Raw genomic sequence first — 11,800 nt, 5'->3', positions numbered from 1 at the left:
CCCCCCCCCCCCTCCCCTCCTCCCCCCCCCCCCCCCCCCCCCCCCCCCCCCCCCCCCTACGGCCTGACCCTGTTGGCCGCACTGGTGGAACGTTACGCCGACACGGTGCTGCCCGTGCGAGCCAACAGCCGTCAAATGGCCTTGCAATGGCTGGCCGGCGACAAGCTGCTGGATAGCTTGTCGCTGTATCCGGAGGTAGTGAAAGCCGAGGCCGAACGCACGGTCGCCGCGCTGGCCTGGCTGGAACAGGGCCTGGAGGCGTGGCCACCGGAACAACGCCCCAGCCTGGAACCCTTGTATGCCGCGCTGTCGGCACGCCTGGTGCAGTCTGGCGGCGTGGACGCGTTGGTTCCGCAGAACGCGGTCAGCCAGACGTTCAATGCCCAGGCCGACGCAACGGCAGTCCCGACGATCAAGTCCGGCCGCGACCTGTTGGACGGCGGTCGCGCATTGGCCGGTTACTTGCGCGATCAGCCCCAGGGCTGGCTGGCGGCCCATCGGTTGATGAAGAGCCTGCGTTGGGACACGGTGCATCAGGCGCCTCCCTTGGATGCCAATGGCAATACCCGCCTGGCACCGCCACGCCCGGACTATCGGGCCCAGCTCAAGCGTCTGTACTTGCAACAGGGCTGGACCGAGCTGCTCGACCAGGTGGAGCGGATCTATGCCGAAGGGGTGAATCACTTCTGGTTGGACCTGCAGTGGTATCTGTTCCAGGCCCTGAGCAAGCAGCCGCCGCCTCTGGACCGATGGGCCGCCATCACGGTCAGGGACCTGGGCATGTTTCTCGAACGACTGCCGGGCCTGGAGATGCTGTGTTGGAGCGATGGCAGCCCGTTTGCCGATGAGATCACCCGCGAGTGGATAGCCCGGCACGCGAACGACAGACAGCCTCAGCCATGGTTGCCCGTACCCGCGGTGGACCCAGGCGCAGGAGAGGTCGACATATTTGCCCTGGAAAGCGAAGCCGTGGCCCAGGCCGACCGGGAGGGCGTGGACCAGGCGTTGGCCTGGCTGGCGGCACGGCCACAGGTTCACACCGCGCGCCAGCGCTGGCTGCTGCGCCTGCTCATGGTTCGTGTCGCCGAACAATTCGGCAAAAGTGACCTGGCCATCCACTTGCTCGGGGAACTGGACGCCACGCTGGAGCGCCATGACCTGTGCGCCTGGGAGCCGCAGTTGTATTTCGAGGTCAAGGCGCGGCTGCTCAAATTGCTGCGTTCCAAGGCTCAGCGCAACGACATCGACAAAGCCGCCCTGGCGCGTCGAATGGAAGCGTTGCTGGCGGCGCTGGTGAGCGCCGACCCGGTACGCGCCGCCGTACTGTGCGCCTGACGTTTTCTAACCGGAGTTTGCTTGAACATGGATAACCTGACACTGCGCTATTTCGACGCCGAAATGCGTTACCTGCGTGAGGCCGGCAAAGAGTTCGCCGAAGCGTTCCCAGACCGGGCGGCGCACCTCAACCTCGACAAGCCCGGCGCCCGGGACCCTTATGTAGAGCGACTGTTCGAGGGCTTCGCCTTCCTGATGGGACGCCTGCGGGAAAAACTGGACGATGATCTGCCCGAGCTGACCGAAGGCCTGGTCAGCTTGTTGTGGCCGCACTATCTGCGGACCATTCCGTCGCTGTCGATCGTCGAGCTGGCGCCGGACCTTGCAAAGATGAAGCGCAACGAACGGATCGGCCAGGGTTTCGAGATCCTGTCGCAACCTATCGGGCCACAAGGTACCCGCTGTCGCTACACCACCACCCAGGCAGTGACGCTGCAGCCATTGGCGTTGACCTCGTTGGGCCGTGACCATGAGCCGGACGGGCGCACGCTGCTGCGCCTGCGCTTCGCCTGTGGCGCGCTGAGCGACTGGAATCAATTGGACCTGAGCCGGTTGCCGTTGTACCTCAACGCTGACGGCCCGCTGGCCAGCGCGTTGCATCACGCATTGACGCTGAACTGCCAAACGATGTACGTGAGGGTGCCGGGCCCATCGGGTCGATCGGAGCGCGAGCCCTGCGACGTCTATTTCACGGCCAAGGGGTTTGCCGACGAAGATCGGCTGTGGCCCAAGGCGGACAGCGCTTTCAGCGGCTATCAACTGCTGCTGGAATACTTCACCTTCCGCGAGAAATTCATGTTCGTCACCCTGTGCGGCCTGGAGCGACTGGACATCGCCCCCGGCACGCCCTGGTTCGAACTGGAAGTAGTCCTGGCAGAGCCCTGGCCATCGACCTTTGACCTGAGCGCCGAGCATATTCGCCCGCATTGCGTGCCGGTGATCAACCTGTTCGCACTCGAGGCCGACCCGATGGCGCTGGCGCCGTTGCAAACCGATTACCTGTTGCGCCCCATGCGCTTGCAGGATGGCTATATGGAAATCTATTCGGTGGACAGCGTCATGGCGTCCAAGGAAGACGAGCGCTTGGATTACGTGCCGTTCACCAGCTTCCGTCACAAGGGCGGAATGCTGCGCGACGAGGCCCCCGAGCGGTATTTCCATACACGCCTGAAACGAGCGGCCAATGGCTTGCACGACACCTGGCTGGTGTTGGGGGGCGAAGGCTTCGACCAGGACCGGCTACGTGCGGGGGCGAGCCTGTCGCTACGCTTGACCGGCACCCACGGCCAACTGCCCCGCAAGGCCTTGCAGCGTACCTTGCTCGATACGGTGGCGCAGTCCACCCAGGTCGAGCTGCGGATCCGCAATCTGTGCGCGCCGACGTTGCCCTGCTACCCGCCAAACCGTGATCGCTTTCACTGGCGTGTCCTCAGCCACCTGGGTTCGAACTTTCTGCCGATGCTCGACAACGCCGACGTGCTGCGCGGAACGCTCGCGTTATACGACTGGACCGGCAGCGAGCTCAATCGACGCCGCCTGGAGGCGATCGTCGAAGTCAGCCACCACCTGATCCAGCGGTTTGAAAAAGGCTTCCTGCTTCGAGGGGTGGACATCGAAATCACGCTCGACACCAACGGGTTCATGGGGGAGGGGGATATCAGCCTGTTCGGCGAAATGCTCAATCGCTTCTTCGCCCTTTATGCCGATGTCCATTTGTTCACCCGGCTCACGCTGGTCCTGCAACCCACTGGAAAATGCCTGCAATGGAACGAGAACCACAGTCAGCGTATACCCGGTTGAAGGCCAGCGGGTTGCTGGACGCGCTCAAGGGGCAGGTGGCCGAGGCGAGCCTGTTCCGTTTTTGCCAGCTATTGGAGCAGGCCTTGCCTGGTCATCCACTGCTAGGCAGCACTGCGAACCCGGCGGACGACCCGGTGCGTTTTCGCCCGGACCCCGGCATGGGCTTTCCGGCCGGCGAACTGAAGGCCATTGAGACTGATGATCATCACCCCGGCCGTCCGGCGACGGTACGCACGCGCTTGCTGGGCTTATACGGAGTCGATTCGCCCATGCCGACGGCTTTTCTGGACGATATCGCCCAGCGCCGTGAAGGACACGAGGCTTTAGAGGCATTCCTCGATATCTTCAACCATCGCATTTTTACCCAGTTTTACCGGATCTGGCGCAAGTACTCCTATCCCGTCACGTTCGAGGCAGGTGGCAGCGATGCGACCTCCCAATGCCTGCTGGGCCTGATCGGCCTCGGCATTCCCGGCACCGCCCGACAGATCGCCACGCCGGTGTCACGTTTTCTCGCGTTGCTCGGGGTGATGCGCCTGCCCACCCGCAATGCCGAGGGCATCGAAGCACTGGTCAAGTTGCTGGCCCCTCATAGCCGTGCACGCATAACGCCCCATTGGCCACAGGAGATTGCCTTGGCGCACCCGGCCAGCCTTTGTCCGGATCGTCCGGTGAGCTTGTCCGAGGGCACGCCCCTGGGGCGGGTTGGGCGTGACGTCAACAGCCAGCTGCAACTGGCGCTGTACACCGAAGACTTGTGCGAGGCCCGAGGCTGGCTCCCCGCCGGCCAACTGCATGGCGACCTGCTGGTGCTGCTGCGTGTGTACCTGGGCTGGCGGTGCAGCGCCAAGCTGACGTTGTCGCTACCGATACGCTGCTTGCCAGCGCCGGTGTTGGGGCAGGGGCCTCTTCGCTTGGGCATGACCTGCGTCCTTGGCTTGGGCGCAGAGGGCCGGCGGGCACAGGAACACGAAGTTGTCACGATCAATCTGGGCCGCTACCGGGGCCTCACCAACAATCCACGCCGCCGGGAGGCACGACATGTCACGTATCGTTTTTAATTGTCTGGCGTTGGCGACGTTCGTCTCGTCACTCAGCGGGTGCGGCTTGACCCAGAGCGTAAGGGATGAGACTGCATCCACCACCAGGGCCATCTTTCATAAACAGCTGAATACCTTGAACCTGGAGCTTCGTGCGCCTGCGGGCGATCGCGACACCGCGGGCGCGACCCCGTTATCCGTGCCGACCCTGGTGCGCATCTACCAGCTGCGTGACGGCAAGGCGATGGAGCGTGCGACCTACGAGGGTGTGTTGGGTGACCACGGTAACCTGCTGCGCGACGGGATACTGGATACCCAGGCCATGGTGGTGAAACCCGGTGAAACGACGCAATTTAGCGTGCCCCTGCACAAGGCGGCGCAAGTCATTGCGGTGGTGGGACTGTTCCATGAACCCGATGCCGGGATCGGCACGTGGCGCCTGCTGCTGGACCGCGATGAGTTGCGCCCGGATCAGGCGCGAGTGATCGAGTTGGGTGACAACCTGTTGAAGTTGCCTGCCTTGGCTAAGGAGTGAGTCATGATCGAACTCAACCCATCGCTTTATGAAGTGCTGTTGCAAAACTTCAACGGCGAGCTAGACCTGGAACACGTCAGCGAGCACGACCAGCCCGTGCTCTCGGTCCTGGACAATCTGCAACGCATCCTGAGCGCCCGGGCGGGCGCGCTCAGCCATTTGCCCGATTACGGATTGCCGGACCTGGGGGCCAGTCAGTCGGGTGTGCCCGCAGCCACACCTACGCTGATCGAGGCCATGACCACTGCCTTGCTCAAATACGAGCCTCGTCTGGCTGCCGTTGCGATTGAGTCACTGTCTCCCGTCGTGCCAGGACACCTGGAGTTTGCCTTGAAGGTTCAGCTGATTGGAGGAAAGCGCGTCGAGTGTGTGACGACCCTGGTGCCCGGGGGGAGCGTGCGGGTGGTCCGGCAGCACGAAGCCTCAGCGCCATTGACGAATAGCACAAGGGCAACTGTATGAGCGAGATGTTCGAGATGCATGTCCGGGTGGGCGGTGATCCGCGCGGCTACGAAGAGTTCGCTGCGTTGTGCGATGAACTGGCGAAGTTGGGTCATCCTGCCTGTCCTGATGTGGATTGGTGCAAGGTGGAGCAACTGTGCCTGGTGATGTTCGGCAAAAATGGAGCGGACCTGCAAACCCTGGGCTTCTATACCTTGGCCCGCAGTCAGCGCGATGACTTGGAAGGCATGGTCCAGGGCTTGAACCTGTTGGAGGCGCTCAGCCGCGAATGGTCGGTGCTATGGCCACCCGCGACGTCGATGCGCCTGGATACGCTGGAGTGGCTGCTTGTCCAGTTGCAATCGCTCTTGCGCGGCTTTTCAGTGGCGGCGCACCAGGCCTCGACACTGGTTCAACTTGACCGCGTAGTGGTGCGGCTGCATGAGCGTCTGGTGAACCAGACATCCCTGTCGTTGCCCACGCTTCTGGTCCTGCGTCAGCAGATCAACGGCCTGACTCAACGGCTGCAGCGACACCAACCGGCCTCCGTGGCGGTCTTGCAGCCGGTCGGCCTTGCGCAGTCGGCCTGGGTGCTGCCGGTCACGCGCTTACCACCTGCGTATATCAAGGTCCATAAACGCCCGCTCGTCCCGTGGCTATGCGTGGGGGCGCTCACGGTAGTCTTGGCCACGGCGGGTGCGTGGTACACGTGGCTGGCGGACCCAGCCGTGGAAGTCGTTCCTCTGCCGACGCAGTTGGACAGCCTGTCATTGTTCGATGCCGGCAGCGCTGTGCTCAGAGCAGGCTCAACCGATGTGCTGATCAATGCTCTGGTCGATATCAAGGCCCAGCCGGGTTGGCTGATCGTGATTGCCGGACACACCGATGCAACCGGCCTCGACGCACATAATCTTCAGTTGTCACAGGCCCGGGCCTCGGCGGTACGTGACTGGATGCAGCGCATGGGCAACATTCCTGCCGACTGTTTTGCCGTCCAGGGTTTCGCCGCCAGTCGGCCGATCGCCGACAACGCTACCGAGGCCGGGCGCATGGCTAATCGGCGCGTGGAGATTCACCTCGTTCCACAGCGGGGGGCATGCAGCTATTCCACTCTGGAAGCCACCGCAAAGCCAATGCCGGTCAGTTAGCTGCGCCTCTTTGGCGGTCAGCGCTTGCGGCCTGGTGGGGGGGCGGGCACGCCGCATGCCGAAGCCCTCCTGAAACCCGGCCACCGTTCGCCCTGATGGCACCTGTGTATCTCATCCAGCAACAGCCTGACCGCAGGCAACCCTCTCAGCCTTGCCAAGCCCCCTCATTCACAAGATTCGCCGGCCGCTCACCCGCCAATGCCGCCAACAGGTTGTCCACCGCGCATCGGGCCATGGCTTCCCGTGTCTCATGGGTGGCCGAGCCCATGTGCGGGGTCGCTACCACGTTGTCCATTTGAAGCAGCGGCGAATCCGCGCCCAAGGGTTCGCGCTCGAACACATCCAGCCCTGCGCCACGGATCTGGCCGTTGCGCAGGGCGTCGATCAGTGCCGATTCGTCTACCACTTTGCCCCGGGAGATGTTGATGAAAATGGTCTCTGGACGCATCTGTGCAAACGCTTGAGCGCCGATCAACCCTTCGGTCTCCTTCGTCAGGGGCAAGGTCAGACAAACGAAGTTCGCCTGCCGCAACAGCGTTTCGAGATCGCAGTAGCGCGCATTGAAACGCTGTTCGACGGCCGGTTTGGGCGAGTGGCTGTGGTAGATCACTGGCATGCCGAAGCCGAAATGGCCGCGCTGGGCCAGGGCTTCGCCGATGCGGCCCATGCCGATGATGCCCAGGGTCTTGCCGTGGACATCGCTGCCGAAATGCTCGGGCCCGATGCTTTTTTGCCATTGGCCGGTGCGGACCAGGTTGGCCAGTTCCACCACGCGCCGGGCGGTGGCGAGGATCAAGGCAAAGCCGGTGTCCGCGGTGGTCTCGGTCAGCACGTCGGGGGTATTGCTGAGGAGGATCCGGCGTTTGGTCAGGTAGTCGATGTCGTAGTTGTCGACGCCCACCGAGACGCTGGCGATGGCTTGCAGGTTCGGCGCCAGGTCGAGTAGCGATCCATCCAGCTTCAGGCTCGCGCCCAGCAGGCCATGGGCGCCGGGCAGGGCGTCGCGCAGCTGCGCCAGGCCCTGGGCGTCGAGGCGTTCGATGAGGGTGACGTCGGCCTGCGCTTGCAAACGGGCCATCAATTGCGCCGACAGCGCCTTGTACAACACCACGTGCTTTTTCATGAGAGGGTCTCGATTCAGGGATGGGCGGGCGCCGGGTGTGGCGCGGGTTGGGAGGGGGCACGGTCGCTGGCGCCGGGTTTGAGGGCCAGGGTCAGCACCACCGACAGCAGCAATGCGCCGCTCATCAGCAGGAATGACATGCCCGGCGAGCCAGTGGAGCCATTCAGGTAGCCCACCAGGTACGAGCCGCCGAAGGAGCCCAGCGCGCCCATGCTGTTGATCAGCGCCATGGCGCCGCCGGCGACATTGGCCGGCAGGATTTCCGGGACGATGGCAAAAAATGGCCCGTACGGCGCATACATGCAGGCGCCGGCGATGACCAGCAGGCTGTAGGACCACCAGAAATGTTCAGGCCCCAGCAGGTAAGAGGCATAGAACGCCACGGAAGCGACCAGCAGGGGCGGCCAGACGAAACGCTTACGCTTTTGTGCCTTGTCCGAGCCCCACGACACGACGAGCATGCCGACGACCGCCGCCAGGTAGGGCAATGACGACAGCCAGCCGGCCTCGACCATGCTCATCTGCAGGCCGGCCTTGAGGATCGACGGCAGCCACAGCACGAACCCGTAGACCCCGATGCTCCAGCAGAAAAATTGCAGCGCCAGGATGATGACCATCGGCGAACGGAAGGCTTCGGCGTAGTTTTTCACCGCCTTGATGCCCACCTGTTCGGCCGCCAGTGCGCTTTCCAGATCCTGCTTTTCCTGGGCGCTGAGCCACTTGGCCTGGGATGGCCGGTCGTCCGCCAGGCGCCACCAGACAAAAGCCCAGAGCACCGCCGGCAGGCCTTCGATGATGAACATCCAGCGCCAGTCGAACTGTTGCACCAGATAACCCGACACCACCGACATCCACAGCATGGTCACCGGGTTGCCGAGGATCAAAAAGGTATTGGCCCGCGAGCGTTCGGCCCGAGTGAACCAGTGGCACAGGTACACCAGCATGGCCGGCATCACGGCGGCTTCGACGACGCCGAGCATGAAGCGGATCACGATCAGCCAGTAGGCGTTGGACACGACGCCGGTCAATGTCGCCAGCGAGCCCCAGAGGATCAGGCTGACAAAGATCAGCTTCTTCACGCTGTGTTTCTGCGCGTAGATCGCGCCCGGCACCTGGAAGAAAAAGTAGCCGAGGAAAAACAGCGCGCCGAGCAATGACGACAGCCCTGGAGTGATCATCAGGTCCTTGGCCATGCCCGAGGCAGCGGCAAAGCCATAGTTGGCCCGGTCCAGATAGGCCAGGCTGTAGGTGATGAACACGATGGGCATGATGTACCACCAGCGGCGGGTGGCGAGATTGAGCGTTTGCATGTCGTTGACTCCTGAGCTTGTTGTTTTTGTTGCAGCAGGTGTGTTTGCGGTGGTCTCTATCGCGAGCAAGCTCGCTCCCACTGGATTAACGTCAACCCGTGTGGGAGCGAGCTTGCTCGCGATTGGCGTCGTCAAATTCAGCCAATAACTCGGCGCGGGTCGGCAAGCCTTCCATGTCGCCACGGCTTTGCACTGCGCGGCTGCCGATCCAGTTGGCGCGCTGCACGGCTTCGGTGATGCCCAGGCTTTCCAGCAGCCCGCTGACCAGGCCGACGGCGAACCCGTCACCGGCGCCTACCGTGTCCACCACCCGCGCCACCGGAACGCCCGCCACGAAGCCCTGGGCCTGGGGCGTGCGGTAGTAGGCGCCTTCCGCACCGAGCTTGATCACCACCGCTTCGGCGCCCTTGTCCAGGTAGAACGCAGCGATGTCGGCCGGGTCGTCGAAGCCGGTCAGCAGCCGGCCTTCGCTGAGCCCCGGCAAGACCCAATGGGCGAGGGCGGCGAGGCGGTTGATTTCGCGGATCATGGTCGCCTCGCCGGTCCACAGGCTGGGTCGCAGGTTTGGATCGAACGACAGGCTGCGACCGGCCTCGCGCATGCGATTCATCAACTCGAATGACATCTCCCGAGCTGTGTCCGACAGGGCCGGCACGATGCCGGTGGCATGCAGATGACGGGCGCTCAGCAGCGGCGCGGCGATGGAATCGATCGACAGGTGACTGGCTGCCGAACCACGACGGAAATACTCGACTTGCGGGTCGCTGCCATCGTCGGTGCGGGATTTGAACTGGAACCCGGTGGGGTGGGCCGGATCGACCGCCACGTGGCGGCAATCCAGGCCTTCCTTTTCCAGCGTCTGCACCACGAAGCGCCCCAGGGAGTCGGCGCCGACCCGGCTCAGCCAGCCGACCTTGAAGCCCAGCCGCGACAGGCCGATGGCGACGTTGCTGTCGGCCCCGGCGATGCGTTTGTGAAAGTGCTGGACGCTTGCCAGGTCGCCGCATTGCTCGGCCACCAACATCGCCATGGTTTCACCGAATGATAGAACGTCGAACTCAGACATGGGCAGGTTCCCGGCGCATTTGGCCGAGGTCGGCCAGGGTAGCGACATGTTCAATGGTCACTTGCAGTAGGTCATCGCCTTGCAGGGGGTACTCGGCAGCGCGCATCACGTCGGCCGGCATGTGTTTGAGCAGTTGCTCCCACAAGTGCAGGTCCGCCAGCGCCGGAGGCACGGCAATCAACTTGCCGTCGTCGCGCCGGGCCACCGCCTTGCAATGCACATATTTCACGTACCGTCCGAGCTGCCGGGCCGCCACGGCAGCCGATTGGTCCTGCCATTGCCAGTTGCCGATGTCGAAGGTCATGCCAACGGGCAGCGAGCGGTGCTCGGCAGCGCTGAAGAAGCGTTGCAGGGGTTCGATCCGTCCGCCTTGCAGCGTCTGGTCGTTTTCCACCAACAGTTGCACCGGGCTGGCGGTGAGGATTGCCGACAGGGCCGGAAGATCATGGGAGTCGGTGAAATAGCCGAGTGAGACTTTCAGCCAGGTCGAGCCGAAAGCTTCGGCGCGTTGTAAAGCCAGCTGCAGGGCTTGGTTGGGCCTGGTCTGGCCGGCGAGCCACAGTTCAAGAGGTGACGAAAAAATGCTTTGCAGGCCTTGGGTCCGAGCCTCCGCTGCCAGCTCGGCGGGTTGCTCGGTGGTGAGCAGTTCGTCGCGCCATTCGATGCGTGAGGCCCCGGCGGCGGCCAGTAAAGGGATGAAACTCCCTTGGCCGGTCTGTCGCACCAGATCGGCGCCGTAGCTGGAGAGGCTGATGGAAACGGGTGGTCTGGTCATTGTTCTTATCCTTCTGAAACCGGTTTCAGTTTTGTTCAAAAAAAGGGGTTTGCTTTAGGGCCTCATCGCGAGCAGGCTCGCTCCCACAAGGGACTCGTGTGCGACGCAGACCCAGTGTGGGAGCGAGCCTGCTCGCGATAGGGCCCTCACGGTCACCGAAGATTCCCCCGCGTCGACCCACGCTCAATCAACCGCGCCGCAAAATCCAGGGTCCGAACCGGCCCGTTATCGCCGCGCAAACGCTTGAGCAGACACTCGAACGCGCTGGCGCCGATCTCGGCGGTCGGTTGCGCCAGGGCGGTGATACCGCTGCCCACCAAGGGGTACCAATCCAGATCGTCGAGGGCGATCAGACCGACATCATCGAACAGATGGCAGCCCAGCTCCCGCAACACTTGAGTGGCGGCCAACGCCGCGATGCCGTTGGCGCAGAACAGTGCCTTGGGGCCTCGGTCCGGTTGAGCGAGGAAGCCCTGGATGCGTGCGCTCAATTGATCATCGATTTCCAGCACGGCGCCGTTCAGGGCCGGGCGCTGCTGGAGGCCGGTCTTGAAGCTCTCGACCCGCTCGATCCGTGAACTGGTGCCGTCGAACGGTTCGGTCACCAGCAGCAGATCGCGGTAGCCACGTTGTTCGAGGTGATCAAGCGCCATCCCGACGGCAGCGGGGTTATCCAGGCCCACCAGGTCGCTTTCGAGCCGGTCGACTTTGCGATCCACCAATACCAACGGCATTTCACTGCGCAGTTCGAGCAGTTCGTCGCGGTGATGGCCCAGGGTGTTCACGATCAACCCTTCGATGTTGTAGGCACGCAACAGGGCCAGGTGCTGGCGTTCCTGTTCGTCATCGCGGTCGGTGTTGCACATCACAAGGCTGTAGCCATGGCGACGGCAGGCGGTTTCCACACCATGCATCACGGCAATGGAATAGGGGTTGCGGATGTCGGCCACCAGCATGCCGATCAGCCGGGTGCGCCCGCGCTTGAGGCCGCGGGCCATCTGGTTCGGGCGATAGCCCAGTTCGCTGATCGCCTGCTCGATACGCCGGGCGATGGCCTCGGAGAGCAGGGCGCGGTCCTCGCCGATGAAACGCGAGACGCTGGCCTTGGAAACCCCGGCGCGTTCGGCGACGTCTAGCATGGTCACGCGGCTGCGCTGGGCGGCGGAGAAGGAATTCACGGATTGAGACCTGCTTATTGGAATTATCGAGGTTCTGAAACCGGTTTCA

At 63.4% G+C, this 11,800-nt stretch carries 11 protein-coding genes; 6 read left to right on the top strand and 5 right to left on the bottom strand.

The window, feature by feature from the left end; genetic code table 11:
- From tssA to ACLEJR_RS22750, 6 genes are all read left to right on the top strand, one after another.
- On the top strand, positions 1-1,335 hold a 1,335-nt coding region (tssA, locus tag ACLEJR_RS22775), incomplete at its 5' end, for a type VI secretion system protein TssA (RefSeq protein WP_440816659.1).
- Between the two features lie 21 nt (positions 1,336-1,356).
- Positions 1,357-3,135 (top strand): type VI secretion system baseplate subunit TssF, encoded by a 1,779-nt coding sequence (gene tssF, locus ACLEJR_RS22770; RefSeq protein WP_440816658.1) that lies wholly within the window; start codon positions 1,357-1,359, stop codon positions 3,133-3,135.
- Positions 3,099-4,196 carry a type VI secretion system baseplate subunit TssG gene (gene tssG, locus ACLEJR_RS22765; protein WP_440816655.1) on the top strand — a complete coding sequence of 366 codons (1,098 nt, stop codon included), beginning with the start codon at positions 3,099-3,101 and terminating at the stop codon, positions 4,194-4,196. The genes tssF and tssG overlap by 37 nt, the downstream gene beginning before the upstream one ends.
- On the top strand, positions 4,177-4,710 hold the full coding sequence (gene tssJ / locus ACLEJR_RS22760) for a type VI secretion system lipoprotein TssJ (protein ID WP_440816652.1): 534 nt from the start codon (positions 4,177-4,179) through the stop codon (positions 4,708-4,710). Before tssG ends, tssJ begins: the two co-directional genes overlap by 20 nt.
- Positions 4,711-4,713: 3 nt before the next feature.
- Positions 4,714-5,172, top strand: coding sequence for a type VI secretion system baseplate subunit TssE (gene tssE, locus ACLEJR_RS22755; RefSeq protein ID WP_440816649.1), 459 nt, complete (start codon positions 4,714-4,716; stop codon positions 5,170-5,172).
- A complete protein-coding gene (locus ACLEJR_RS22750) occupies positions 5,169-6,299 on the top strand; it encodes an OmpA family protein (protein ID WP_440816647.1) in 1,131 nt (376 codons plus the stop codon). Before tssE ends, ACLEJR_RS22750 begins: the two co-directional genes overlap by 4 nt.
- 145 nt (positions 6,300-6,444) lie before the next feature.
- Here the strand turns inward: ACLEJR_RS22750 and ACLEJR_RS22745 are convergent, their stop codons facing one another.
- From ACLEJR_RS22745 to ACLEJR_RS22725, 5 genes are all read right to left on the bottom strand, one after another.
- Positions 6,445-7,422 (bottom strand): 2-hydroxyacid dehydrogenase, encoded by a 978-nt coding sequence (locus tag ACLEJR_RS22745; RefSeq protein ID WP_440816645.1) that lies wholly within the window; start codon positions 7,420-7,422, stop codon positions 6,445-6,447.
- A 14-nt stretch (positions 7,423-7,436) separates the two neighbouring features.
- On the bottom strand, positions 7,437-8,732 hold the full coding sequence (locus tag ACLEJR_RS22740; protein WP_440816642.1) for an MFS transporter: 1,296 nt from the start codon (positions 8,730-8,732) through the stop codon (positions 7,437-7,439).
- 91 nt (positions 8,733-8,823) lie between these two features.
- Positions 8,824-9,798 carry a sugar kinase gene (locus ACLEJR_RS22735; protein ID WP_440816640.1) on the bottom strand — a complete coding sequence of 325 codons (975 nt, stop codon included), beginning with the start codon at positions 9,796-9,798 and terminating at the stop codon, positions 8,824-8,826.
- Positions 9,791-10,573 (bottom strand): sugar phosphate isomerase/epimerase family protein, encoded by a 783-nt coding sequence (locus ACLEJR_RS22730; protein ID WP_440816637.1) that lies wholly within the window; start codon positions 10,571-10,573, stop codon positions 9,791-9,793. The genes ACLEJR_RS22735 and ACLEJR_RS22730 overlap by 8 nt, the downstream gene beginning before the upstream one ends.
- Before the next feature lie 152 nt (positions 10,574-10,725).
- Positions 10,726-11,751 (bottom strand): LacI family DNA-binding transcriptional regulator, encoded by a 1,026-nt coding sequence (locus ACLEJR_RS22725; RefSeq protein ID WP_440816635.1) that lies wholly within the window; start codon positions 11,749-11,751, stop codon positions 10,726-10,728.
- Positions 11,752-11,800 lie beyond the last annotated feature (49 nt).

It is taken from the genome of Pseudomonas sp. SMN5, assembly GCF_052041925.1.
Taxonomy (GTDB): domain Bacteria; phylum Pseudomonadota; class Gammaproteobacteria; order Pseudomonadales; family Pseudomonadaceae; genus Aquipseudomonas.
Note: the sequence above shows the minus strand (reverse complement) of the source record. Positions and strands in the feature narration are given on the sequence as shown.

Coding starts and splice junctions, on each gene's coding strand:
- ACLEJR_RS22735 (WP_440816640.1), bottom strand. CDS start 9,798: ATGTCTGAGTTCGACGTTCTATCATTCGGTGAAACCATGGCGATGTTG.
- ACLEJR_RS22740 (WP_440816642.1), bottom strand. CDS start 8,732: ATGCAAACGCTCAATCTCGCCACCCGCCGCTGGTGGTACATCATGCCC.
- tssJ (WP_440816652.1), top strand. CDS start 4,177: ATGTCACGTATCGTTTTTAATTGTCTGGCGTTGGCGACGTTCGTCTCG.
- tssE (WP_440816649.1), top strand. CDS start 4,714: ATGATCGAACTCAACCCATCGCTTTATGAAGTGCTGTTGCAAAACTTC.
- ACLEJR_RS22730 (WP_440816637.1), bottom strand. CDS start 10,573: ATGACCAGACCACCCGTTTCCATCAGCCTCTCCAGCTACGGCGCCGAT.
- tssG (WP_440816655.1), top strand. CDS start 3,099: ATGGAACGAGAACCACAGTCAGCGTATACCCGGTTGAAGGCCAGCGGG.
- ACLEJR_RS22745 (WP_440816645.1), bottom strand. CDS start 7,422: ATGAAAAAGCACGTGGTGTTGTACAAGGCGCTGTCGGCGCAATTGATG.
- ACLEJR_RS22750 (WP_440816647.1), top strand. CDS start 5,169: ATGAGCGAGATGTTCGAGATGCATGTCCGGGTGGGCGGTGATCCGCGC.